This window comes from Cupriavidus sp. FW305-F7 (assembly GCF_058782875.1).
On record NZ_JBYSYC010000002.1, the window covers coordinates 22,034 to 46,793 of the forward strand.

Below are 24,760 nucleotides of genomic sequence, written 5' to 3' on the forward strand. Positions count from 1 at the left end.
GCGTCCAGTTCTCTCGAACAACAACCAACAAGCGCCCGATTCCCCTCCGCATGGGGCGCTGCCTGCTCGATTGCCTTGCCTGCTATGCCGCCGCGCTCTGACGCAGCGATCCCTTTCAGCCTACCCACCAAGAGGAAAAGATGAGCAAGAAGGACACCCTTACCACTGCCGCCGGCGCACCCGTCGCCGATAACCAGAACTCGCAGACGGCAGGCCCGCGCGGCCCGATGCTGCTGCAGGATGTCTGGTTCCTCGAAAAGCTGGCCCACTTCGACCGCGAGGTCATCCCCGAGCGGCGCGTGCATGCCAAGGGCTCCGGCGCCTATGGCACGCTCAGGATCACCCACGACATCACCAGGTACACCAAGGCTTCGGTCTTTGCCCAGGTCGGCAAGGAAACGCCGCTGTTCATCCGCTTCTCGACCGTGGCCGGCGAACGCGGCGCGGCCGATGCCGAGCGCGACGTGCGCGGTTTCTCGATCAAGTTCTACACCGACGAAGGCAACTGGGACGTGGTCGGCAATAACACCCCAGTGTTCTTCGTGCGCGACCCGCTCAAATTCCCGGACTTTATCCACACGCAGAAGCGGAATCCGCGCACCAACCTGCGCGACCCGATCGCGGTGTGGGACTTCTGGTCGCGCCATCCGGAATCGCTGCACCAGGTCACCATCCTGATGAGCGACCGCGGCCTGCCGCAGAACTACCGCCAGATCCACGGCTTCGGCTCGCACACGTACTCGTTCATCAACGCCAACAACGAGCGCTTCTGGGTCAAGTTCCACTTCAAGTCGCAGCAGGGCATCGCCAACTGGACCAATGAAGAAGCGGCCAAGGTCGTGGCAACGGACCGCGAAAGCGCGCAGCGCGACCTGTTCGAGAACATCGAGCAAGGCAATTTTCCGCGCTGGAACCTGCGCGTGCAGGTCATGCCGGAGGCCGATGCGGCCAAGTACCACATCAATCCGTTCGACCTGACCAAGGTCTGGCCGCACAAGGACTACCCGCTGATCGACGTGGGCGTGCTCGAGCTCAACCGCAACCCGGACAACTACTTTGCCGAGGTCGAGCAGGTGGCGATGAATCCGGCCAATATCGTGCCGGGCATCGGCTTCTCGCCCGACAAGATGCTGCAGGGGCGGCTGTTCTCGTACGGCGACACGCAGCGCTACCGCCTGGGGATCAACCACAACCAGATCCCGGTGAATGCGCCGAAATGCCCGTTCCACAACAGCTTCCACCGTGACGGCGCGATGCGCGTGGACGGCAACCAGGGCGGCAAGCTCAACTATGAGCCCAACCGCGAAAGCGCCTACGCCGCCAGCGAACGCGCGATCGAGCCGCCGCTGGCACTGGATGGCGCCGCCGACCACTGGGACCACCGCGTCGACCCGGACTACTACAGCCAGCCCGGCGCGCTGTTCCGCCTGTTCGACGAGGGCCAGCGCCAGCGCCTGTTCGCCAATATCGCGGCGGCCATGCAGGGCGTGCCTGAGGCGATCGTGCGCGTGCAGCTGGAGCACTTCACCAAGGCCGACCCGGCCTACGGCGAGGGCGTGAAGCGCGCGCTCAATCTGAAGTAAGCGGCAGCCTGGCGCGGCGCCCCTGGCGGGCTGCCGCGCCGCGGAGAACGATGATGGCGATGATCCGGTTGTTTATCGACGAGTGGCGGCAGCTGTGGCACGACGGGCACGACCAGCCCGGGCGCGCCGACGCCGCGCGGCTGCGCCACAAGCTGTGGCGCAAGGAAATCGGCGCCGCCGTGATCGTGCTCGGCGCGGCCGTGATGTTCAGCGAGGTGGCCCGGGGTTTGGCCGGGATCGCCAGCTGATGCAATAATGCGGGTACTGCGCCGCCCGGCCCCGAAACATGGCAAGCCCGGCGGCGCCCCTCGTGGCTTTACCAGAACGGAGTGTATTTACCATGGCAAAGAAGAATGAGATGAGCGTGAATATCGGTATTTCCGACAAGGACCGCAAGAAGATCGCGGAAGGCCTGTCCAAGCTGCTGGCGGACACCTACACCCTCTACCTCAAGACCCATAACTTCCACTGGAACGTGACGGGTCCCATGTTCAATACGCTGCATCTGATGTTCGAGACCCAGTACACCGAGCTGGCGCTCGCCGTGGACTCGATCGCCGAGCGTATCCGCGCGCTGGGCTACCCGGCACCGGGCACCTACAAGGAATACGCCCGCCTGTCGTCGATCGCGGAGGAAGAGGGCGTGCCCGAGGCCACCGAAATGATCCGCAAGCTGGTCGAAGGCCAGGAAGCCGTGGTGCGCACCGCGCGCTCGCTCTTCCCGGTGATCGACGCCGCCGGCGACGAGCCGTCGGCCGACCTGCTGACCCAGCGCATGCAGACGCATGAAAAGACCGCGTGGATGCTGCGCGCGATGCTGGCCTGAGGCCTGCCGGCCACCTCCGGCTGCCCTTCAGTGGCGGCCGGCACTGCGCGTCGCAACCGTCCGGGCTGCGGCGCGTTTTCATTGAATCCTCCTTCCCGGATCCGCGCTGTGCAGACCCTCTCGCCGTTGCCGCCCACGCCCATGCTTGAACGCCTTTCCCTCTACGCGCGCCTGGTGCGCATCGACAAGCCGATCGGCACGCTGCTGCTGCTGTGGCCGACGCAGTGGGCCATGTGGATGGCCGCGGGCGGGCCGCCGGCATGGGGGCTGTTCTGGATCTTCGTGGCGGGCACCTTCCTGATGCGCTCGGCTGGCTGCGCCATCAACGACTGGGCCGACCGCGACTTCGACAAGCACGTCAAGCGCACCAGGGAGCGGCCGCTGACCGCGGGCAAGATCGCCGCATGGGAAGCGCTGGCCGTGGCCGCCGTGCTGGCGCTGGTGGCCTTTGCGCTGGTGCTGCCGCTCAATGCGCTGACCAAATGGCTGGCGGTGGTGGCGGCGGTGGTGGCGGGCACTTACCCGTTCTTCAAGCGCTTCTTTGCGATTCCGCAGGCTTATCTTGGCATCGCGTTTGGCTTTGGTATCCCGATGGCCTTTGCCGCGATCCAGGACCAGGTGCCGCCGGTGGCGTGGATGATGCTGCTGGCCAATGTGTTCTGGGCGGTGGCGTATGACACGGCGTATGCGATGGTCGATCGCGACGACGATCTCCTGATCGGCATGAAGACTTCAGCCATTACCTTTGGCCGCTTCGACGTGGCGGCGATCATGCTCTGCTACGCTGCCTTCCTGGCGCTGATGGCGTGGGCGGGGGTGCTGCTGGGGCTGGGGTGGCCTTACTGGGTGGGGCTGGTGGCGGCGGCGGGTTGCGCCGGGTATCACTACACGCTGATTCGCGATCGGGACCGGATGCGGTGTTTCGCGGCGTTCCGGCATAACAACTGGCTGGGGGCTTGTGTGTTTGCGGGGACGGCGGTGGCTTATGCGATTCGGTGATTAAATCCTGCCGGTTTGCTCCCCTCCCGCTTGCAGGAGAGGGAGCAAACAGTCGGGCAAGATAGGGCTCAATCCTTCCCGAACTCCGCCCCCATCTCCTTGCCCCGCGCCGCGGCGGCACGCATCGCGCGCACGAACGCGTCACCAATTCCCGAAGCCTCCATCGACGTCAGCGCCGCATAGGTGGTGCCGCCCTTGGACGTCACGCGCTCACGCAGCGTTGACACCGGCTCGGAAGACTGCCCGGCCAGGGTAGCAGCGCCACGGAAGGTCTCCACCGCCAGTTCGCGGCCTTGCTCCGCGGTAAGGCCCAGCTCCGTGGCAGCGCGTTCCATCGCCTCGATAAAGTAGAAGACATAGGCCGGCCCACTGCCGGAAATGGCGGTGACCGCATCGATCTGGTCATCCCCATCCACCCACACGCATTTGCCGACGGCCTCGGCCACGGCGCTGGCAATCGCGCGGTCTTCGGCCGACAGCCCGGCCGGGGCGGCCAGCCCCGTCATGCCCATGCCAGCCAGCGCCGGCGTATTCGGCATCGCCCGCACCAGCCGGGTGCGCCCGTCCAGCCAGCGCTGCATGTCCTGCAGCCGGATGCCGGCGGCCACGCTGATCACCAGGTTGCCCTTGCCGCTGGCCGGCAGGATCGGCAGCAGCTGCGCCGCGGCGTCGCGGAACTGCTGCGGCTTGACTGCCAGCACCAGCACGTCGCTGGCGCCGAAGGCGGCATCCGGCGCCCCGGCGGCATGCACGCCGAGGTCGCGCGCCAGGCGTTGTTGGGCCTCGGGGAAGGGGTCGACCACGCGGATCGAGCCGGCCGGCACGCCGCGGGCGATCAGGCCGCCGATCAGTGCGGTGGCCATGTTGCCGCCGCCGAGAAAGCCAAAGGTAAGGGTATCGAGCATGGGGATCCGTTGGGGCTTGAAGGGAATGGACTGGGCTTGCAGGGAAAATGACTGGGCTACGGGTACTGGCGCGCTCCAAAAATGGCGGTGCCGATCCGCACCAGCGTGGCGCCCTCGGCGATGGCGGCTTCCATGTCGCCCGACATGCCCATCGACAGGGTGTCGAGGTCCAGGCCGTCGGCGCGCAGCGCCTGCAGCATGGCGCGCATGGCCGCGAACGGGCGGCGCTGCGCGGCGAGGTCGTCCTCAGGCTCGGGGATGGCCATTAGCCCGCGCAGACGCAGGCCGGGCAGCGCGGCGACAGCATGTGCCAGGGCGGGTACCTCTGCCGGGGCGACGCCGCTCTTGCTGGCTTCGCCGCTGATATTGACCTGGATGCAGACCTGCAGCGCCGCCATGCCGGCCGGGCGCTGGGCCGACAGCCGCTCGGCGATCCTGAGCCGGTCGACGGCGTGCACCCAGTCGAAATGCTCCGCCACCAGCCGGGTCTTGTTGCTTTGCAGCGGACCGATGAAATGCCATTGCAGGCGGTGGCGCAGGTCGGCCAGCGCGGCGATCTTGTCGACGCCTTCCTGGACGTAGTTTTCGCCGAAGGCAAGCTGTCCGGCGGCGTATGCGGCCCTTATGCGGTCGGGGGAAACGGTCTTGGAAACGGCCAGCAGGGCGATGTCCGTGGGCTGTCTGCCGGCTTGTTGTGCGGCCGCCGCGATGCGCTGGTGAACGGCTTGCAAGTTGGCGGCAATTACAGACATAATCCGGCGAACATACAAAAGAAAGTACGCAAAGTACTGATAACTCAGGGTGGGGTCATTATAGATGGACATCGCGCAGCTATTGGCTTTCGCTGTCAAGAACAAGGCGTCTGATCTTCATCTCTCCGCGGACATGCCGCCGATGGTGCGGATCCACGGCGACATGCGCCGGATCAACGTCGCCTCGATGACGCACAAGGATGTCCACGCCATGGTGTACGACATCATGAGCGACACCCAGCGCAAGGCCTACGAAGAACGCCTCGAAATCGATTTCTCGTTCGAGATCGCCGGCCTGTCCCGCTTCCGGGTCAATGCCTATAACACCCAGCGCGGCGCCGCCGCGGTGTTCCGTACCATTCCCTCCAAGGTGCTCACGCTCGAAGAGCTGCGCGCGCCCGCGGTGTTTGCCGACCTGTGCATGAAGCCGCGCGGGCTGGTGCTGGTAACGGGCCCGACCGGCTCGGGCAAGTCCACCACGCTGGCGGCGATGGTCGACCATCGCAACGAAAGCGACATGGGCCACATCCTCACGGTGGAGGACCCGATCGAATTCGTGCACAGCTCCAAGAAGAGCCTGATCAACCAGCGCGAGCTGGGGCCGCATACGCATTCGTTTGCCAACGCGCTGCGCTCGGCACTGCGTGAAGACCCGGACGTGATCCTGGTGGGTGAGCTGCGCGACCTGGAAACCATCCGCCTGGCGCTGACCGCGGCCGAGACCGGCCACCTGGTCTTCGGCACGCTGCACACCAGCTCCGCGGCCAAGACCATCGACCGGGTGGTCGATGTGTTCCCGCCCGAAGAGAAGGACATGGTGCGCACCATGCTGTCGGAATCGCTGGAGGCGGTGATCTCGCAGACGCTGCTGAAGACGCGCGACGGCAATGGCCGCACCGCCGCGCACGAGATCATGATCGCCACGCCCGCGATCCGCCACCTGATCCGCGAGAACAAGATCGCGCAGATGTACTCGATGATGCAGACCAGCAGCGGGCTGGGCATGCAGACGCTGGACCAGTGCCTGTCTGACCTGATCAAGCGCAGCGTCATCAGCTACAACGACGCGCGCGCCATCGCGAAGAACCCCGACGCGTTCATGGGCTGAGGCCCGCTCCCTAGCAGGACACCGCCATGCTCGATCGCGAATCCGCCGCCAAGTACATCAACGACCTGCTGGAGCTGATGGTCAGCAACCGCGGCTCTGACCTGTTCATCACTTCTGACTTCCCGCCGGCGATCAAGGTCGACGGCAAGATCAAGCCGGTGTCGCAGCAGCCGCTGAACCCGACCCAGGCGCTGGGCCTGGTGCGCTCGGTGATGAACGAGCGCCAGGTGCAGGACTTCGACACCAGCCGCGAATGCAATTTCGCGATCACCGCGCCCAAGGCCGGGCGCTTCCGCGTGTCGGCCTTTATCCAGCAGGGCAAGGCCGGCATGGTGGTGCGCACCATCAATACGCGCATCCCCTCGGTGGCCGACCTGGACCTGCCGGCTACGCTGCATGAGGTGGTGATGGCCAAGCGCGGGCTGGTGATCGTGACCGGTGCCACCGGCTCGGGCAAGTCGACCACGCTGGCGGCAATGCTGGATCACCGCAACGCGCATTCGTACGGCCATATCATCACCATCGAGGATCCGATCGAGTACGTGCACGCGCACCAGAACTGCATCGTCACGCAGCGCGAGGTCGGCATCGATACCGAGTCCTGGCACGTGGCGCTGAAGAACACGTTGCGCCAGGCGCCCGACGTGATCCTGATCGGCGAAATCCGCGATCGCGAGACCATGGAGTACGCGATGCAGTACGCCGAGACCGGCCACCTGTGCCTGGCCACGCTGCACGCCAACAACGCCAACCAGGCGATCGACCGCGTGGTCAACTTCTTCCCCGAGGAAAAGCGCCAGCAGCTGCTGATCGACCTGTCGCTGAACCTGAAGGCGATGATCTCGCAGCGCCTGCTGCCGCGCGCGGGCCGCAAAGGGCGGGTGCCGGCGGTGGAGATCATGATCGGCACGCCGCTGGTGGCCGACCTGATCTTCAAGGGCGAGATCCACGAGCTCAAGGAAGTCATCAAGAAGTCGCGCGAGCAGGGCATGGTCTCGTTCGACCAGGCGCTGTTCGACCTGTACGAGGAAGGCAAGATCACCTACGAGGACGCGCTGCGCAACGCCGACTCGCTCAACGACCTGCGCCTGATGATCAAGCTGCACAGCGCGAGCGCCAAGGATACCGACCTGGGTGCCGGCACCGAGCATCTCAACGTCATCTGATTCGTGCACGCCAGTGCGCATGGCGGTATGCTTGGGCTACCTAGAGGAGTCTGCCATGAGCAATGTCTACCAGTTCGAAGCCAACTCGCTGGCCGGCCAGCCGGTACCGCTGTCGCAGTTCCAGGGCAAGGTGATGCTGGTCGTCAACACCGCCAGCGAATGCGGGTTCACGCCGCAGTACGAGGGCCTGCAGAAGCTCTATGACGAATACCACGGGCGCGGCCTGGAGGTGCTGGGCTTCCCGTGCAACCAGTTCGGCAAGCAGGAGCCGGGCGATGCGCAGCAGATCGGCCAGTTCTGCGAAACGCGCTTTGCGGTGCGCTTCCCGATGTTCGCCAAGATCGACGTGAACGGCGCCGACGCCCATCCGCTGTACCAGTGGCTGACCACGGAAAAGCGTGGCGTGCTCGGTACCCAGGGCATCAAATGGAACTTCACCAAGTTCCTGCTGCGCCGCGACGGCACGGTGTTCAAGCGCTATGCGCCGACCACCAAGCCCGATGAGCTGCGCGCCGATATCGAGAAGCTGCTGTCCGACCCGGCTGCCTGAGCAGGACTAGGTGCCGCTGGCGCGCACCGCGCGCAAAAAGCCGTTGAGCGAGCGGTCGGGCGTTTCGTGGAAATGGTCGTCCAGCATGCGGATGGCGCGGCAGCGGTCCAGCCGGAAGCTGCGGTAGTCCGAGCGCGTGGTGCACCACGCCGCCAGCAGCCAGGCATTGCCCCAGAAGAACAGGCCCAGCGGCATCACCACGCGTTCGGTGATGCGCTGCTGCACGTCGCAGTAGTCGAGCAGCAGCAATTTCTGCTCGCCCAGCGCGCCGTGCACCACGTCGAAGACTTCGCGCACATGCGCCTGGTTGACGTATTCCGGCGCGAACACGCGGCTTTGCTGCGCTGCCAGCCGGCGCGGCGGCGGCAGCGCAGCCATCAGTTTTTCCAGCGCGGGATCGGCCGCGGCGGCCAGCGCGCCGCCGCCCCAGGCTTTCAGGAGGCGCAGGCCGGCCACCAGCGCTTCCACTTCCATGGCGGTGAACATCAGCGGCGGTACATCGAAGTCGGCGCGCAGCCGGTAGCCGATGCCGGCCTCGCCCTCGACCGGCACGCCTGACAGCGACAGCGCCTGGATATCACGGTAGACGGTGCGTTCCGACACCCCGAGCCGCTGCGCCAGCAGTGCCGCCGTGGTCAGGCGGCGGCCGCGCAGCACCTGCACGATCTGGAACAGGCGGTCGGCGCGGCGGCTCATCGGGGGTGGCTAGCCATCGGGGTCAACCGGCCACGGGCTCGTGCAGCCCGATGCGGTTGCCTTCGCTGTCGGTGATATGGGCGATGCGGCCGATCTCGCCCGGCAGGCGCAGCGGCCCGAACACGGTCTTGCCGCCGGCGCGCGCGGCGCGCTCCAGCAGCACATCCAGTTCCGGCGCATGCAGGTATGGCACCGCGCCGTAGTAGTTGCTGGGGCGGTAGCCTTCGCCGGCCACCAGCGCGCCGCCCGGGTCGGGGTGGGGGAACACGGCCATGTCGACCTGGCTCATGGTCTCGCGGCGCAGCTGGATATCGAACACCTGCTCGTAGAAGCCGACCGCGCGGTTCATGTCGACGACGGGGATTTCCAGCCAGTTGATCAGACGGTTGCTCATGACAGACTCCTTGGTTCCAAGTGAAGGGGAGTGAGGAGTTCGCATCATGCGCGGGGGCTGCTGACAGCGTCCTGTCAGGAGCGTGTCAGTGCGGCATCCACGCCGCCATCACCGGCACCATGATTGCCGTCAGCACGCCGTTCAGGCCCATGCCCAGCGCGGCAAAGGCGCCAGCTTCCTGGTTGACCTGGAAGGCCCGCGCGGTGCCGATGCCGTGCGCCGCCACGCCGGTGGCGAAGCCGCGCACGCTGTAGTCGCGGATGCGCAGCAGGTTCAGCACGCTGGTGGCGCTGATCGCGCCGATGATGCCGGTCGCCATCACCAGCACCGCCGTCAGCGACGGCAGCCCGCCGATCTTCTCGGCCACGCCCATGGCGATTGGGATCGTCACCGACTTGGGCGCGAGCGAGCGCACGGTCTCGGGCGATGCGCCCAGCAGCCAGGCAATGCCCACTGCCGACACCACGGCCACCACCGAGCCCGCCACCAGCCCCGCCAGCAGCGGGAACACATGGGTGCGCAGCTTGGGCAGTTGCAGGTACAGCGGCACCGCCAGCGCCACCGTGGCCGGTCCCAGCAGGAAGTGCACGAACTGCGCGCCGTCGAAGTAGGTCTTGTAGGGCGTGCCGGTGACGGTCAGCACCGTGACCAGCAGCGCCACCGCGATCATCACCGGGTTGGCCAGCGGCGAGAAGCGCGAACGCTCATAGATGCGGAAGGCAAAGACGTAGGCCAGCAGCGTAGCGGTCAGCCCGACCAGCGGGCTTGCGGCCAGGTAGACCCAGATCTCGTTGAGGCGGGGCGTCATCATGCCTGCTCTCCTTTCGCATCGGCGGGCGGGACATCGGCGCGCTTGCGCATCAGCATGCGCGTGACCACGGCGGTGGTGGCGATGGCCAGCCAGGTGGACACCACTAGCGCCACCAGGATCGGCATCCATTCGCCCTCGATGCGGTTGGCATGGACCATGATGCCGACGCCGGCCGGCACGAACAGCAGCGACAGGTGCTTGAGCAGTTCAGATGTGGTGCCCTGGATGATGGGCAGCAGGCGGTCATCGAAGACGAGCCAGCCGAACAGCAGGATCATGCCCAGCACGGGGCCGGGCACCGGCAGGGTCAGCGCGTAGCTGATCACCTCACCGACGGACTGGAAAACCAACAGGATTGCAAAGGTCTGGAGCATGGGGCGTGGCGTTTGGTCGCAGGTGCGCGGCGCGCGTCCGGAAGGATGCGCGCTGCCGCCCATGCTGCCCGCCCGCGCTAGCCGAGCATCTTGTCGACCAGTTCGATCCAGTGCATCACCGGGGTGCCGGTGCCGCTCTGCAGGTGCGAGATGCAGCCGATATTGGCCGAGACGATGGCTTCGGGCTGCGTGGCCTGCAGTTTGGCGAGCTTGTCGTCGCGCAGGCGGTAGGCCAGTTCCGGCTGCAACACCGAATAAGTGCCTGCCGAGCCGCAGCACAGGTGGCTGTCAGCGCAGAGTTTGACTTCGACGCCGAGGCCGGTCAAGAGCGCTTCGACTTTGCCGCGGATCTGCTGGCCGTGCTGCAGCGTGCAGGGCGGGTGGTAAGCCACGCGCCGGTTGTCGCGCGGGACCGCGCCGGCCAGGCTGTGCAGCTCGTCGGCAAAGTCCGGCAAGACTTCGGACAGGTCGCGCGTCAGCGCCGATACGCGGCGGGCGCGCTCGGCGTACTTCGGATCGTCGCGCAGCAGGTGGCCGTAGTCCTTGACCATCGCGCCGCAGCCCGAGGCGGTCATCACGATGGCTTCGGCGCCGTCCTCGATATGCGGCCACCAGGCGTCGATATTGCGGCGCATATTGTCGAGGCCGCCGTCGTGGTCGCCGGTGTGGAAGCGGATCGCGCCGCAGCAGCCGGCTTCGAGCGCCACCAGCAGTTGTACGCCGACACGGTCGAACACGCGCGCGGTGGCGGCATTGATGTTGGGCGACATTGCCGGCTGCACGCAGCCGTCGAGCAACAACATCTTGCGTGCATGCACATTGCGCGGCCACGTGCCGGGCGCGGCGGTGCTGGACTGCGCCGGCACCTTGTTGCGCAGCGTGCCCGGCAGCAGCGGCCGCACCATCTGGCCCAGGCGCAGCGCCGTGCCGAACAGCGCCGGGCGCGTCAGCCCCTCGCGCAGCACCCAGCGCGCGATGCGCTCGCGGGCGGGGCGCCGCACGCCTTCGGCCTCGAGCTTGTCGTCGACCAGCTTGCGGCCGATATCGACCAGGCGGCCGTAGCGCACGCCCGACGGGCAGGTCGATTCGCAGTTGCGGCAGGTCAGACAACGGTCCAGATGCAGGCGCGTGCTTTCGGTGATGGCATGGCCTTCCAGCACCTGCTTCATCAGGTAGATGCGCCCGCGCGGGCCGTCCAGCTCATCGCCGAGCAACTGGTAGGTGGGGCAGGTGGCGGTGCAGAAGCCGCAATGCACGCAATTGCCGACGATGGATTTGGCTTCCTCGCCTTCGGGCGTGTTGCGAAGAAAATCGGCCAGGTTCGTTTGCATGGTGTGGGGAGGTTGTGCCTGGGGTTGTCTGGACCTGCCGGATCAGAGCCCGGGGTACATGCGCTGCGGGTTGAAGATGCCGGCCGGGTCGAAGGTCTCTTTCAGGCGGCGGTGGATCGCGGCCAGCGGCGTGGCCAGCGGCGTGAACACGCCCACTGACTTGTCGCCGTTGCGGAACAGCGTGGCATGGCCGCCGGCGGCTTGCGCCACGGCGCGCACGCTTTCGGCATCGGTCTTGTCAGTGCCGTCCTCGGGCAGCCACCAGCGCTGGCCGCCGCCCCATTCGATCAGTTGTGAACCGGGCAGCTCCAGCGGCGCGGCGATGGTGGGCACCGCCAGGCGCCACAGCGCGCGGCCCGCCTGGGCGGGGGCGAAGAACGGGTGGGTCTGCTCGCGCAGCGTTTGCCACAGCGCCGCGGCTTCTGCAGCGTCCACGCGCTCGCCGCCCAGCCTGGCGCACGCGGCACGCACCGCGGCGGTGGCGCCGGCCAGGCGCACATGCAGCACGCCCGCGTGCCAGGCCGAAGACGCCAGCGGCAGCGGCTGGCCGCCCCACTGGTTCAGTTGCCGGATGGCATCGGCCTGCGCCAGCTCGAAGCGCAGCGTGGCCTCGTCGAACGGTGCCGGCAGCACCTTGACCGATACCTGCAGGATCAGCCCGAGCGTGCCGAGCGAGCCCGCCAGCAGCCGCGACACGTCATAGCCTGCCACGTTCTTCATCACCTGGCCGCCGAAGTCCATCACCTCGCCGCGGCCGTCCATCAGCTGCGCGCCCAGCATGAAGTCGCGCAGCGCGCCCACCGACTGCCGGCGCGGGCCCGACAATCCCGCGGCCACGGCGCCGCCCAGCGTCGCGGTGCTGGGCTGGCCCGGCAGTGCGAAATGGGGCGGCTCGAAGGCCAGCATCTGGCGCTTTTCGGCCAGCGCCGCCTCGATCTCGGTCAGCGGCGTGCCGCAGCGCGCGGTGATCACCAGCTCGGCCGGGTCGTATTCGACGATGCCGGCATAGGCGCGCGTGTCCAGCAGCTGGCCCGCGGCGGGCTGGCCGTAGAAGTCCTTGCTGCCGCCGCCGCGCAGCCGCAGCGCGGTGCGGGTCTCGGTGGCTTGCCTGACGGCGTCGCGGATGGCGTCGAGGGTGGCTTGCATATGCGTCGTGGGGTAGGGAAGGCCGGCTCAGGAGCCGGCAGGTCCGCCGGGCACTTCCGGCCGGTCGTTCTGGTATTCGGGCAGCTGGCTGCCGCAATGCTTGCAGTAGCCGGCGTCGGGTTCGTGGCCCTCGGTCAGGCAATGGGTGCAGGTGCGCGTGGTGAGCGGCCGCTTCAGGATGCTGGCGGCCAGCTCGGCGCCGACGATGCCGGTGGGGAAGGCGATGATGCCGTAGCCCAGCAGGATGGTCAGCGAGGTGATGAACTGCCCCAGCGGAGTCTTGGGCACCATGTCGCCGAAGCCCGTGGTGGTCAGCGTCACCACCGCCCAGTACATGCTGACCGGGATGCTGGTGAAACCGTGCTGCGGACCTTCCACCACGTACATCACCGTGCCCAGGATCACCGTGATGATGAACACCGTGCCCAGGAACACGAAGATCTTGCGCCGGCTGTTGACCAGCGCGCGGTACAGGATCTCGGCTTCCTCGAAGTACACGGTCAGCTTCAGGATCCGGAACACGCGCAGCAGCCGCAACAGGCGCACATCGATCAGGAAATGCAGCTCGGGCAGGAAGAAAGCCAGCCAGGTTGGCATGATCGAGACGAAGTCGATGATGCCGTAGAAACTGAACACATAGCGCCACGGCCGGCGCACCACCAGGATGCGCATCATGTACTCGGCCGTGAAGAACAGCGTGAACATCCATTCCAGCACGGTGAACAGCTGCCCGAGGCGGTTGTTCACCGCGGGCAGGCTGTCGAGCATCACCACCATCACGCTGGCGACAATGGCCAGCAGCAGCGCGACATCGAAGAGCCGGCCTTCGCGGGTATCGGCCTCGAAGATGATGGTGTACCAGCGCTGGCGCCAGCCGGTCTCGGGCTGGCCCAGGCGCTGGCGGATGAACGCTTCCTGCTGCTGGCGTCGGCGTGGGCTGGACATGGCGTGGCTCAGAAGCGCGGCAGTTCCGGGTGCGGCAGCAGGCCGCGCTTCACATGCATCTTGCCGTACTCCGCGCAGCGCGCCAGCGTGGGGATGGCCTTGTCCGGGTTGAGCAGCCGCGCCGGGTCGAAGGCGGCCTTGACGCCGAAGAAGGCGTCGCGCTCGGCGGGCGAGAACTGCACGCACATCGAGTTGAGCTTCTCCACGCCCACGCCGTGCTCGCCGGTGACGGTGCCGCCCAGCTCGACGCAGGTTTCCAGGATGTCGGCGCCGAACAACTCGGCGCGGTGCCATTCGTCCTGGTCCGAGCCATCGAACAGGATCAGCGGGTGCATATTGCCGTCGCCAGCATGGAACACGTTGATGCAGCGCAGGCCGTACTTGCGCTCCATCTCCTCGATGCGCTTGAGCAGCGTGCCGATGTGCTTGCGCGGGATGGTGCCGTCCATGCAGTAGTAGTCGGGCGAAATCCGGCCCGCGGCGGGGAAGGCGTTCTTGCGGCCGCTCCAGAAGCGCAGCCGCTCGGCCTCGTTCTGCGAGACCACGATGCGGGTGCAGCCCGAAGCCTTCAGCACTTCGCTCATGCGCTCGATTTCCTCGGCCACTTCTTCCGGGGTGCCGTCGGACTCGCACAGCAGGATGGCGGCGGCATCGAGGTCATAGCCCGCATGCACGAATTCCTCCACTGCCGCTGTGGCGGGCTTGTCCATCATCTCCAGTCCCGCCGGGATGATGCCCGCGGCGATCACGTCGGCCACGGCGTTGCCGCCTTTCTCGACATCGTCGAAGCAGGCCATGATCACCTGCGCCAGCTGCGGCTTGGGGATGAGGCGCACCGTGACCTCGGTGACCACGGCCAGCATGCCTTCGGAGCCGATCAGCACGGCCAGCAGGTCCAGGCCCGGCGAGTCGGGGGCCTCGGAGCCGAACACCACCACCTCGCCCTCCATCGTCACCGCGCGCACGCGCAGCACGTTGTGCACGGTCAGGCCGTACTTCAGGCAGTGCACGCCGCCGGAGTTCTCGCTGACGTTGCCGCCGATGGTGCAGGCGATCTGCGAGGACGGGTCCGGTGCGTAGTACAGGTTGTGGGGTGCGGCGGCGTCGGAGATCGCCAGGTTGCGCACGCCCGGCTGGACCACCGCGGTGCGCGAGTACGGATCGACCGACAGGATGCGCTTGAACTTGGCCAGCGACAGCACCAGGCCCTCGGCGATTGGCATGGCGCCGCCCGACAGGCTGGTGCCGGCGCCGCGCGGCACCACCGGCACGCCCAGCTTGTGGCACAAGCGCAGGATCGCGCAGACCTGTTCTTCAGTGTCGGGCAGGGCCACGGCCATCGGCACCTGGCGGTACGCGGCCAGGCCGTCGCATTCATAGGGGACGGTGTCTTCCGGCTTCCACAGCAGCGCGGCATCCGGCAGGATCTGCGCCAGGCCGGCCAGCAGCGCGCTGCGGCGGCCTTCGGCCGTGGCATGGGCGCCGTCGGGGGCGATGGTTTGGGCTTCGTGCGGGGCATTCATGAACGACTCCTCTGGGGCCTCCTGGATGGCGGCCGGTGCGCGGCCTGCCGGTCGCGGCAATGCAGGGCCTGCCGCGGGGGACGGGTGACTATAGCGCAGGGCACCTGGCGCGGGCACCATGGGAGACGTGAATTCCGCATGGCAGGCCGATCAAAAATGCTCATCATGGCTGCGCGGGAAATCACGCCTGGCATGGGACGCAAGTCCAGCGTACACCGCGGCGCGGGTGCAGGGAAGGCGGCCCGTCTGGACTCAGCGTGCCGGCGGCTGCGGCAGGAAGCAGACCATATCGAGCTTGTCGTGGAAGTGCGGCGCGACGTACAGCGCATCCGGCTCCAGCCCCGTGCGCACGAAGCCGAGCGACTCATACAGCTGCACCGCGCCCGCGCTGCCGGCATTGACGCACAGCGTCACCTGGCGCACGCCCGGCATGGCGGCGGCCTGTTCCATGGCCCGCTCCATCAGCGCGCGGCCGAGCTTGCGGTCGCGCCAGCCCGGGGCCACGTACATGCCCCAGATAAAGGCCTTGTGCCGGTGCTTGGCGTTTTCCTCGCGCATCACCCCGACCACCCCGGCCAGCGCGGTGTCATCGGTGCCGTCAACGAAGGCGCCGAACACGGCCTTGCCCTCGGTCGCGGCCAGGCGCGCGGCGACGACTTCCAGCGGCCGGTCCTGTTCCTCCTCCAGGCTGGAAGCGAAGGCCTCCGGCGCTTCGGCCAGGCCTTGCAGCCGCAGCGCCTGGAAGGCGGCGGCATCGGCGGGGGTCAGCAAACGGATTTCCATGGGGTCGGTCTCCTACCAGTCCAGGCTCAGCAGCCAGTCGACGAAATAGCGCGCCTCGGGCTTGAGCGGAGCCTGTTCGCGCTCGACGATGTAGTAGCCGTGCGGCGAGACCGATTCCACATCCAGCAGCCGCACCATCTGCCCCAGCGACAGCCAGTGCCGCGCCATGCGCTGGCGCACCAGCGCCACGCCCTGGTTGGACGCGATCGCCTCCAGCATCAGGCCGATGTCATTGAACTGCGGCCCGGTCTGCGGCTCGGCCCAGTCCAGCCCGGCAGTCTCGAACCACGGCTTCCACGGCTCCAGCGGGCTGCGCAGCAGCACCAGGCCGTGCAGGTGCTCGGGCTTGGTGATGGCGCGGCCGTTGACGCGCTCGTAGTATTCGCGGCCGCACGCCGGGAACACCGGCTCGACCAGCAGCCGGGTGGTCTTCAGGTCGGGGTAGCGGCCGGTGCCGTAGCGGATCTCGACATCGGTGTCCTCGGCCTTGACGTCCAGGAATGGGATTGCCAGGTGCAGCTCGAGGTCGATATGCGGATACAGCGCGCCGAATTCAGGCAGGCGCGGCACCAGGTGCTGGCGCCCGAAGGTGGGCGGGATCGCCACCCGCAGCCGGGTGCGCAGCTTGTTGTACTCGGGCCGCGCCAGCTCGTTGAGCGACTTGAGCGCGTCCTGCACGTTGCGCAGGTAGCGCGTGCCGGCGGCGGTCAGCCGCAGCGCGGCGTTGGCGCGCACGAACAGGTCTTCGCCCCACAGCTCCTCGAGGTTCTTGATGCGGTGCGAGACCGCGCTGGGCGTGACCGACAGCTCTTCGGCCGCGCGCGCGAAGCTGCCCAGGCGCGCCGCGGCCTCGAAGGCGATCAGCAGGTGCAGCGGCGGGACGCGGTTGAACATGGAGGCCATCTGCCCGGTACGCCTTACTGCGTGCCCGCGCGCGTGGCGCTGAAGATCTTGCCCGGGTTCAGGATGTGGTTGGGGTCCAGCGCGTCCTTGATCGCGCGCATCAGGTCGAGCGCGTCCTCGCCGTGTTCTTCCACCAGGAAGCGCTGCTTGTGCAGGCCGACGCCGTGCTCGCCGGTGCAGGTGCCGCCCATCGCCAGCGCGCGTTCGACGATGCGCTGGTTGATGGCCTCGGCCTCGGCCATCTCTTCGGGCTTGCCGGGGTCGACCAGGATCGCCACGTGGAAGTTGCCGTCGCCGACATGGCCGACGATGGGGCAGGGCAGCGCCGAGGCGTTCAGGTCCTTCTCGGTCTCGGTAACGCAGTCGGCCAGGCGCGAGATCGGCACGCACACGTCGGTAGTCACCGACTTGCAGCCCGGCTTGAGCTGCAGCATGGCGAAGTACGCGGTATGGCGTGCGTTCCACAGCCGGCTGCGGTCCTCCGGGCGCGTGGCCCATTCGAAGCCCTGGCCGCCGTGCTCGGCGGTGATGTGCTGCACGGTCTCGGCCTGCTCACGCACGCCGGCCTCGGTGCCGTGGAATTCGAAGAACAGGTGGGGGGTCTCGGGCAGGGTCAGGTTGTCGTGGCGGTTGATGGCGCGGATCGCCAGCGCATCGACAAACTCCACGCGCGCCACCGGCACGCCCAGCTGGATGGTCTGGATCACGGCCTGCACCGCGCTGCCCATGCTGGGGAAGGCGCACACCGCGGCGGAGATCGCTTCCGGCTGCGGGTAGAGCCGCACCGTCACCTCGGTGATGATGCCGAGCGTGCCTTCGCTGCCGATAAAGAGCCGGGTCAGGTCATAGCCCGCCGCCGACTTGCGCGCCTGCGTGCCGGTGCGGACCACGCGGCCGTCGGCGGTCACCACCGTCAGCGCCAGCACGTTCTCGCGCATGGTGCCGTAGCGCACCGCGTTGGTCCCGGAGGCGCGCGTGGCGCACATGCCGCCCAGCGAGGCATCGGCGCCCGGGTCGATCGGGAAGAACAGGCCGGTGTCCTTGATTTCCTGATTCAGCTGCTTGCGCGTGACGCCGGGCTGCACGGTCACGGTCAGGTCCTCGGGCTGCACCGCCAGCACGCGGTTCATCTGCGACAGGTCCAGGCTGATGCCGCCTGCCACGGCCAGCAGATGGCCTTCCAGCGATGAGCCGGCGCCGTACGGGATCAGCGGCACGCCATGCTGGTTGCACAGGCGCGCCACCTCGGCCACTTCCTCGGTGCTGTGGGCGAAGACCACGGCGTCGGGCACGGCCGGCGGGAACGGGGATTCGTCGCGGCCGTGGTGTTCGCACACGCCGGCGGAGGTGGTGAAGCGGTCGCCAAAGCGAGCCGCCAGGGCGTCGCTGAAGGCGGGCGGCAGCGGACGGCGGGCGAGCGTGGCGGGCGGCGTGGGGTGGTTCATGCGGGTCTCCGGCGGGTCGGCGCGACGTTGGTGCCGGCGGCGGCGCTCCGGAGCAAGCTCCGGTCTGGCCGGCAGGGGCGCGACCCGGTGATCGAATGGACGATGAATAAGGGCTACCGGCATTCTACGCCGCGCGGCGGCTCATGCACCCTGGCGGGGCGCCGCGGCGGTCGGCGGCCGGCTGGTACTGGCCGATAGCCGCACAGCCAGCGCCGGGACACAAGAGCTTGGCCCGCCGAGGCGGTCCGGCGCGATAATGCGTCTTTCCCCCTGGCGCCCGCGTTGCAGGGCGGACCACGACTACCACACGCTTACGAGGAGACCGGCATGGGCAACCGCCTGTCCAAGATTGCCACCCGCACCGGCGACGCCGGCACCACCGGCCTGGGCGACGGCAGCCGCACCGGCAAGGACAGCCTGCGCATCGCCGCCATCGGCGACGTCGACGAACTCAACTGCCACGTCGGCGTGCTGCTGACCGAGGCCCTGCCGGACGACGTGCGCGCCGCGCTGCTGCATATTCAGCACGACCTGTTCGACCTGGGTGGCGAGCTGTCCATCCCGGGCTACACCCTGCTCAAGCCTGAGCAAGTGGCGCAGCTCGACACCTGGCTGGCCGACTACAACGCCAACCTGCCGCGGCTGGCCGAATTCATCCTGCCGGGCGGCAGCCGCGCCGCGGCGCAGGCCCATGTCTGCCGCACCGTGTGCCGCCGTGCCGAACGCGCGCTGGTGGCGCTGGGCGCGGCCGAGCCGCTGAACGAGGCCCCGCGCCAGTACCTGAACCGGCTGTCGGACCTGATGTTCGTGCTGGCGCGGGTGCTGAACCGGGCCGGGGGCGGTTCGGACGTGCTGTGGCAGCGCGACCGCGACGCGCCAGAAGGTATGGAATAAGCCACTTTCGGCGACCGCGCCGCGCCGCCGGCTTAACCTGCGGCGGCGGATGCCGTTGAAAGCGTGCATAAACCGAGAAAATTACTCGGATTTGCCGGTTATGCCCTTGAAAAGCCCCCGGACGGCCACATTTCGGCCTCAGGTTGAATTGCAGCCGCGCGGATAGCGCTGGCTCAAGAGGAGAGAATAATGGGTAAGATCATCGGTATCGACCTCGGTACCACCAATAGCTGCGTCGCGATCCTGGAAGGCAACACCCCCAAGGTCATCGAAAACTCGGAGGGTGCCCGCACCACCCCGTCGATCATCGCCTACATGGAAGACGGCGAAATCCTGGTCGGCGCGCCGGCCAAGCGCCAGGCCGTCACCAATCCGCGCAACACGCTGTACGCGGTCAAGCGCCTGATCGGCCGCAAGTTCGAAGAGAAGGAAGTCCAGAAGGACATCGGCCTGATGCCGTATTCCATCGTCAAAGCCGACAACGGCGACGCATGGGTGTCGGTGCGCGACCAGAAGCTGGCGCCGCCGCAGGTGTCCGCCGAAGTGCTGCGCAAGATGAAGAAGACGGCCGAGGACTACCTCGGCGAGCCGGTGACCGAAGCCGTGATCACCGTGCCGGCCTACTTCAACGACTCGCAGCGCCAGGCCACCAAGGACGCCGGCCGCATCGCCGGCCTGGACGTCAAGCGCATCATCAACGAGCCGACCGCGGCCGCGCTGGCGTTCGGCATGGACAAGAACGAGAAGGGCGACCGCAAGATTGCCGTGTATGACCTCGGCGGCGGCACCTTCGACATCTCGATCATCGAGATCGCGGACGTGGACGGCGAGAAGCAGTTCGAGGTGCTGTCGACCAACGGCGATACGTTCCTGGGCGGCGAAGACTTCGACCAGCGCATCATCGACTACATCATCAGCGAGTTCAAGAAGGACCAGGGCGTGGACCTGTCCAAGGACGTGCTCGCGCTGCAGCGCCTGAAGGAAGCCGCTGAAAAGGCCAAGATCGAACTGTCGAGCTCGCAGCAGACCGAGATCAACCTGCCGTACATCACGGCCGATGCCTCGGGTCCGAAGCACCTGAACCTGAAGATGACCCGCGCCAAGCTCGAATCCCTGGTGGAAGAGCTGATCACGCGCACCATCGAGCCGTGCCGCATCGCTATCAAGGATGCGGGCGTCAAGGTCAGCGACATCGACGACGTGATCCTGGTCGGCGGCATGACCCGCATGCCCAAGGTGCAGGAACAGGTCAAGGAGTTCTTCGGCAAGGAAGCGCGCAAGGACGTGAACCCGGATGAAGCCGTGGCCGTCGGTGCCGCGATCCAGGGCTCGGTGCTGTCGGGCGACCGTACCGACGTGCTGCTGCTGGACGTGACGCCGCTGTCGCTGGGTATTGAAACCCTGGGTGGCGTGATGACCAAGATGATCACCAAGAACACCACCATCCCGACCAAGCATGCGCAGGTGTTCTCGACCGCCGACGACAACCAGCCGGCGGTGACCATCAAGGTGTTCCAGGGCGAGCGTGAAATGGCCTCCGGCAACAAGCTGCTGGGCGAGTTCAACCTGGAAGGCATTCCGCCCGCAGCGCGTGGCACGCCGCAGATCGAAGTGTCGTTCGACATCGACGCCAACGGCATCCTGCACGTGGGCGCCAAGGACAAGGCAACCGGCAAGGAAAACCGGATCACCATCAAGGCGAACTCGGGCCTGTCGGAAGACGAGATCCAGCGCATGGTCAAGGACGCCGAGGCCAACGCCGAGGAAGACAAGAAGGCCCGTGAGCTGGCTGACGCCCGCAACCAGGCCGACGCGCTGATCCACTCGACCAAGAAGGCGCTCACCGAATACGGTGACAAGCTGGAAGGCGGCGAGAAGGAAAAGATCGAAGCCGCGATCAAGGAACTGGAAGACGCCGCTCGCGGCGGCGACAAGGCCGAGATCGACGCCAAGGTCAACGCGCTGTCCGAAGTCAGCCAGAAGCTGGGCGAGAAGGTCTACGCGGACATGCAGGCCAAGGCCGGCGAAGGTGCCGCGCCCGGTGCTGCCGGTGCCGGCGCGGCCGGTGGCCAGCAGGCGCAGCCGCAGGACGACAACGTTGTGGACGCCGAATTCAAGGAAGTCAACGACAAGAAGTAATCGGGACACGCGGGCGGCGGTGCAGGCACTGGCCGGCACCGCTCCCGCCCCGACGCCGGGCGCGGCCATCGGACCCAGCGGGAAACCGCCGTCGGATGCCTCGCTCGGCTTTTTTGCTATTCGCCGGTATCGCGCCGCATGCGCGTGCCGGCCAAAAGGGTTTGAGCCACCATGGCAAAACGTGACTATTACGAAGTGCTCGGGGTAGGCAAGAACGCGAGCGACGACGAGATCAAGAAGGCTTATCGCAAGCTCGCGATGAAGTACCACCCGGACCGCAATCCGGAGGGCAAGGACGGCAAGATCGCCGAGGAAAAATTCAAGGAGGTCAAAGAGGCCTACGAGATGCTTTCCGACCCGGAGAAGAAGGCAGCTTACGACCAGTACGGCCATGCCGGTGTGGATCCGAACATGGCGGGCGGCTTTGGCGGCGCGCAGGGCTACGGCGGTTTCGCCGAGGCCTTCGGCGATATCTTCGGCGACATCTTCGGCCAGCAGGCCGGTGGCCGCCGCGGTGGCGGCGGCGGTCCGCAGGCCTATCGCGGCGCCGACCTGCGCTACAGCATGGAGATCTCGCTGGAGCAGGCCGCGCACGGCCACGAGGCGCAGATCCGCGTGCCGCACTGGGACGACTGCGACCACTGCCACGGCAATGGCGCGGAGCCGGGCTCGAGCGTGGAAACCTGCCCGACCTGCCACGGCGCCGGCCAGGTGCGCGTGTCGCAGGGCTTCTTCACCATGCAGCAGACCTGCCCGAAGTGCCACGGCAGCGGCAAGTTCATCCCCAAGCCCTGCACCAAGTGCCACGGCCAGGGCAAGCTGAAGTCGCAGAAGACGCTGGAAGTGAAGATCCCGGCCGGCATCGACGAAGGCATGCGCATCCGCTCATCGGGCAACGGCGAGCCGGGCATCAACGGCGGCCCCCCGGGCGACCTGTATGTGGAAGTCCACATCAAGGCGCACCCGATGTTCGAGCGCGACGGCGACGACCTGCACTGCCAGATGCCGATCTCCTTCGCCACCGCGGCGCTGGGCGGCGACCTGGAAGTGCCGACGCTGAGCGGCAAGGCCACCTTCCCGGTGCCTGAAGCCACCCAGTCGGGCAAGACCTTCCGCCTGCGCGGCAAGGGCATCAAGGGCGTGCGCTCGGGCTATCCGGGCGACCTCTATGTGCATGTGAATGTGGAGACGCCGGTCAAGCTGACCGAGGCGCAGAAGGATATGCTGCGCCAGTTCGACCGCTCGGTGCATGAGGGCGGCTCGCGCCACAGCCCGCAGGAGCAATCCTGGCTGGACAAGGTGAAGAGCTTCTTCAGCTGACCGGGTTTGCAGTATCGGACCGGCCACGTGCGAGCGTGGCCGGTTTTGTTTTTGGCGCGGCGCTCCGCGTCTGCGAACCGCTGGTTTGCTCCCCTCTCCCGCCTGCGGGAGAGGGGCTGGGGGAGAGGGCAGGCGCGCCCATCGCCCACCACGCTTGCGCCGCGCGATAATGCATCACTGCCTTCCATGCCGGCGGCGCCGGCAATCCTGTTTTTCCTGACGATTTCCCGTGGTAGCAAGCATCCAGCCCCCGCCCTCTCCCCCGGCCCCTCTCCCGCAAGCGGGCGAGGGGAGCACGCCGCCAGCAAGCGGAGAGGCCTTCGTCCTTCTCGACGACGCCACGGCCCCGGCGGCGCAAGCCGCATCACGCCTCTACACCGGCCTCATTCGCGAAGACGTGCTGCCCGCCGGCAGCGACATCGCGCAGCTCGACACCGTGCTTGCCGACGGCTGGCGCCAGGGCTGGCATGCCACTCTGTTTGCCCCCTACGAATTCGGCGGCGCACTGGTCGACGCCCCGGTGCATACCGGTAACGAGATGCCGTTCCACAACGGCGCGCTGCGCCTGCTGTGGTTCCGCAACCTGCGCCGGCTCGATGCCGCGGCGGTCACGGCGTGGCTGCAATCGAAAGCCGACCCCAAGCCAGCGGGCCTGATGGAGGTGGCCTCCGATACCTCCCGCGAGGCCTTCGACGACGCCATCGCCCGCATCCACCAGTGGATCGAAGCCGGCGACACCTACCAGGTCAACTATACCCAGCGCCTGCACTTCGATGCCTTTGGCGACCCGGTGGCGCTGTACGCCGCGCTGCGCGCCGCGCAGCCGGTGCCGTATGGCGTGCTGGCCAGCCTGCCGGATGGCGCCACGGTGCTGTCGCTGTCGCCCGAGCTGTTCGTGCGCCACGACGGCCAGGGCCACCTGCTGACCCGGCCGATGAAGGGCACCGCGCCGCGCTCGGGCGATGCCGTGCGCGATGCGCAGGCCGCCGCCGCGCTGGCCGCCGATGCCAAGAACCGCGCCGAGAATGTGATGATCGTCGACCTGCTGCGCAACGACCTGGGGCGCATCGCGCAGCCGGGCAGCGTGGCGGTGCCGGAGCGCTTTGCGGTGCAGCCGTTTGGTGCGGTGCTGCAGATGACCTCTACCGTCACCGCGACGGCGCGGTCCGGCACGCGCTTTGGCGCGCTGATGGCGGCGCTGTTCCCGTGCGGCTCCATCACTGGCGCGCCCAAGCGGCGCACCATGGAGATCATCGCCGAGCTGGAAGGCGCGCCGCGCGGGCTGTACACCGGCGCGATCGGCTGGATTGATGCGCCAACTGACGAAAGCACCGCGGGACCGTTCGCGCTGTCGGTGGCAATCCGCACGCTGGTACTGGCGCCTCTCGCGGACACCGGCCTGCTCGCGGGTGAAATGGGCGTGGGCGGCGGCATCGTCCATGACAGCGTCGCGGCGGAGGAATTCGATGAATGCGGCTGGAAGGCGCGTTTCCTGACGCGGCACGATCCCGGCTTGACGCTGTTCGAAACCATGCGCGTGCAGGACGGCGAGTGCCTTTACCTGGCGCGGCACCTTGCGCGCATTGGCGCTTCGGCGCATACGTTCGGCTTCGCTTTCGATGCCGATGCGGCACGCACCGCAGTGGCCGCGCAGGTAGCGCAGCTGGGCGCGGGGACATGGCGCCTGCGTATGAGCGTGGACAAGTGCGGCGCGCTCGCATTTGCCAGCGGCGCGGTGGCACCGATGCCGGCCGGTCCGGTCAGGATCGACATTGCCCCCGAGCCACTACCCGCCGCCGACCCGCTGCGCCGCCATAAGACCAGCGCGCGCGCAGTGTTCGATGCGGGCTGGCAGGCCGCCGAGCGTGCCGGCGGCTTTGACCGGCTGTTCTTCAACACGCGCGGTGAACTGCTGGAAGGCGGGCGCAGCTCGGTCTTCGTCCGCATCGATGGCCGCTGGCTGACGCCGCCGCTGTCGGCCGACATCCTGCCCGGCGTGATGCGCGCGGTGGTGCTGGACGAGGGTGGGGCGACGCTGGGCGCCCCCGGCGAAGCGGTGACGGAAGCCGTGATCACGCGCGCGATGCTCGCGCGCGCCGAGGCCATCGTCCTGGTCAACGCCTTGCGCGGCGCGATGGCGGCGACGCTGAGTCAGAAAGCCTGAAGA

At 67.5% G+C, this 24,760-nt stretch carries 24 protein-coding genes and 1 pseudogene; 11 read left to right on the forward strand and 14 right to left on the reverse strand.

Annotated elements, in window-relative coordinates:
- The first annotated feature begins 140 nt into the window (after positions 1-140).
- The 4 genes from AC3WL8_RS01865 (at position 141) to ubiA (ending at position 3,408) form a co-directional block, all read left to right on the forward strand.
- Positions 141-1,583, forward strand: coding sequence for a catalase (locus AC3WL8_RS01865; protein ID WP_211980274.1), 1,443 nt, complete (start codon positions 141-143; stop codon positions 1,581-1,583).
- A 50-nt stretch (positions 1,584-1,633) separates the two neighbouring features.
- On the forward strand, positions 1,634-1,831 hold the full coding sequence (locus tag AC3WL8_RS01870; protein ID WP_153953725.1) for a hypothetical protein: 198 nt from the start codon (positions 1,634-1,636) through the stop codon (positions 1,829-1,831).
- 92 nt (positions 1,832-1,923) lie between these two features.
- Positions 1,924-2,409, forward strand: coding sequence for a Dps family protein (locus AC3WL8_RS01875; protein WP_010815054.1), 486 nt, complete (start codon positions 1,924-1,926; stop codon positions 2,407-2,409).
- 141 nt (positions 2,410-2,550) lie between these two features.
- Entirely contained in the window at positions 2,551-3,408 is an 858-nt protein-coding gene (ubiA, locus tag AC3WL8_RS01880; RefSeq protein WP_211980273.1) for a 4-hydroxybenzoate octaprenyltransferase, read from the forward strand.
- Between the two features lie 68 nt (positions 3,409-3,476).
- On the opposite strand, the gene proC is transcribed toward ubiA, so the two are convergent.
- Positions 3,477-4,313 (reverse strand): pyrroline-5-carboxylate reductase, encoded by an 837-nt coding sequence (proC, locus tag AC3WL8_RS01885; protein ID WP_013957934.1) that lies wholly within the window; start codon positions 4,311-4,313, stop codon positions 3,477-3,479.
- 56 nt (positions 4,314-4,369) lie between these two features.
- Positions 4,370-5,065, reverse strand: coding sequence for a YggS family pyridoxal phosphate-dependent enzyme (locus tag AC3WL8_RS01890; RefSeq protein ID WP_211980272.1), 696 nt, complete (start codon positions 5,063-5,065; stop codon positions 4,370-4,372).
- 64 nt (positions 5,066-5,129) lie between these two features.
- On the opposite strand from AC3WL8_RS01890, the gene AC3WL8_RS01895 reads away from it, so the two are divergent.
- Genes AC3WL8_RS01895 through AC3WL8_RS01905 form a run of 3 tightly spaced genes read left to right on the forward strand, consistent with a single transcriptional unit; the run spans position 5,130 to position 7,889 of the window.
- Positions 5,130-6,173, forward strand: coding sequence for a type IV pilus twitching motility protein PilT (locus tag AC3WL8_RS01895; protein ID WP_013957933.1), 1,044 nt, complete (start codon positions 5,130-5,132; stop codon positions 6,171-6,173).
- Positions 6,174-6,199: 26 nt separating this feature from the next.
- The gene (locus AC3WL8_RS01900) at positions 6,200-7,339 is read left to right on the forward strand and encodes a PilT/PilU family type 4a pilus ATPase (protein ID WP_013957931.1); all 1,140 of its coding nucleotides are present in this window, start codon (positions 6,200-6,202) and stop codon (positions 7,337-7,339) included.
- Positions 7,340-7,394: 55 nt separating this feature from the next.
- A complete protein-coding gene (locus AC3WL8_RS01905) occupies positions 7,395-7,889 on the forward strand; it encodes a glutathione peroxidase (RefSeq protein WP_018311516.1) in 495 nt (164 codons plus the stop codon).
- Here the strand turns inward: AC3WL8_RS01905 and AC3WL8_RS01910 are convergent.
- The 12 genes and pseudogenes from AC3WL8_RS01910 to AC3WL8_RS01965 all read right to left on the reverse strand — a co-directional run bounded on the left by AC3WL8_RS01910 (position 7,817) and on the right by AC3WL8_RS01965 (position 18,240).
- Positions 7,817-8,056 carry a zinc finger domain-containing protein gene (locus AC3WL8_RS01910; RefSeq protein WP_455423814.1) on the reverse strand — a complete coding sequence of 80 codons (240 nt, stop codon included), beginning with the start codon at positions 8,054-8,056 and terminating at the stop codon, positions 7,817-7,819. The genes AC3WL8_RS01905 and AC3WL8_RS01910 overlap by 73 nt on opposite strands.
- Positions 7,986-8,585, reverse strand: a pseudogene (locus AC3WL8_RS01915) (helix-turn-helix transcriptional regulator); the annotation flags it as partial. The gene AC3WL8_RS01910 and the pseudogene AC3WL8_RS01915, both read right to left, overlap by 71 nt.
- Before the next feature lie 22 nt (positions 8,586-8,607).
- The gene (locus AC3WL8_RS01920; RefSeq protein WP_018311518.1) at positions 8,608-8,979 is read right to left on the reverse strand and encodes a VOC family protein; all 372 of its coding nucleotides are present in this window, start codon (positions 8,977-8,979) and stop codon (positions 8,608-8,610) included.
- Between the two features lie 85 nt (positions 8,980-9,064).
- A complete protein-coding gene (locus AC3WL8_RS01925) occupies positions 9,065-9,790 on the reverse strand; it encodes an LrgB family protein (protein ID WP_013957927.1) in 726 nt (241 codons plus the stop codon).
- Positions 9,787-10,164 carry a CidA/LrgA family protein gene (locus AC3WL8_RS01930; protein WP_010815044.1) on the reverse strand — a complete coding sequence of 126 codons (378 nt, stop codon included), beginning with the start codon at positions 10,162-10,164 and terminating at the stop codon, positions 9,787-9,789. The genes AC3WL8_RS01925 and AC3WL8_RS01930 overlap by 4 nt, the downstream gene beginning before the upstream one ends.
- Before the next feature lie 77 nt (positions 10,165-10,241).
- On the reverse strand, positions 10,242-11,495 hold the full coding sequence (gene glcF, locus AC3WL8_RS01935) for a glycolate oxidase subunit GlcF (RefSeq protein WP_492377798.1): 1,254 nt from the start codon (positions 11,493-11,495) through the stop codon (positions 10,242-10,244).
- 42 nt (positions 11,496-11,537) lie between these two features.
- A complete protein-coding gene (gene glcE / locus AC3WL8_RS01940) occupies positions 11,538-12,641 on the reverse strand; it encodes a glycolate oxidase subunit GlcE (RefSeq protein WP_013957925.1) in 1,104 nt (367 codons plus the stop codon).
- 27 nt (positions 12,642-12,668) lie between these two features.
- Positions 12,669-13,586, reverse strand: coding sequence for an ion transporter (locus AC3WL8_RS01945; RefSeq protein WP_153953728.1), 918 nt, complete (start codon positions 13,584-13,586; stop codon positions 12,669-12,671).
- Between the two features lie 8 nt (positions 13,587-13,594).
- Positions 13,595-15,109, reverse strand: a complete 1,515-nt coding sequence (locus tag AC3WL8_RS01950; RefSeq protein WP_153953729.1) for an FAD-linked oxidase C-terminal domain-containing protein — start codon at positions 15,107-15,109, stop codon at positions 13,595-13,597.
- A gap of 252 nt (positions 15,110-15,361) precedes the next feature.
- Entirely contained in the window at positions 15,362-15,892 is a 531-nt protein-coding gene (locus tag AC3WL8_RS01955) for a GNAT family N-acetyltransferase (protein ID WP_013957922.1), read from the reverse strand.
- A 12-nt stretch (positions 15,893-15,904) separates the two neighbouring features.
- Positions 15,905-16,795: a LysR substrate-binding domain-containing protein gene (locus AC3WL8_RS01960; RefSeq protein ID WP_114133744.1), complete on the reverse strand. Its 891-nt coding sequence runs from the start codon at positions 16,793-16,795 to the stop codon at positions 15,905-15,907.
- A 14-nt stretch (positions 16,796-16,809) separates the two neighbouring features.
- Positions 16,810-18,240, reverse strand: a complete 1,431-nt coding sequence (locus AC3WL8_RS01965; RefSeq protein WP_492377799.1) for an FAD-binding oxidoreductase — start codon at positions 18,238-18,240, stop codon at positions 16,810-16,812.
- A gap of 327 nt (positions 18,241-18,567) precedes the next feature.
- Here AC3WL8_RS01965 and AC3WL8_RS01970 point away from each other — a divergent pair, with 327 nt between their 5' ends.
- The 4 genes from AC3WL8_RS01970 to pabB all read left to right on the forward strand — a co-directional run bounded on the left by AC3WL8_RS01970 (position 18,568) and on the right by pabB (position 24,757).
- Entirely contained in the window at positions 18,568-19,134 is a 567-nt protein-coding gene (locus tag AC3WL8_RS01970) for a cob(I)yrinic acid a,c-diamide adenosyltransferase (RefSeq protein WP_492377800.1), read from the forward strand.
- A gap of 189 nt (positions 19,135-19,323) precedes the next feature.
- A complete protein-coding gene (gene dnaK / locus AC3WL8_RS01975; protein ID WP_013957918.1) occupies positions 19,324-21,273 on the forward strand; it encodes a molecular chaperone DnaK in 1,950 nt (649 codons plus the stop codon).
- A gap of 171 nt (positions 21,274-21,444) precedes the next feature.
- On the forward strand, positions 21,445-22,593 hold the full coding sequence (dnaJ, locus tag AC3WL8_RS01980) for a molecular chaperone DnaJ (RefSeq protein WP_211980268.1): 1,149 nt from the start codon (positions 21,445-21,447) through the stop codon (positions 22,591-22,593).
- A 229-nt stretch (positions 22,594-22,822) separates the two neighbouring features.
- Positions 22,823-24,757, forward strand: coding sequence for an aminodeoxychorismate synthase component I (gene pabB / locus AC3WL8_RS01985; protein WP_492377801.1), 1,935 nt, complete (start codon positions 22,823-22,825; stop codon positions 24,755-24,757).
- Positions 24,758-24,760 lie beyond the last annotated feature (3 nt).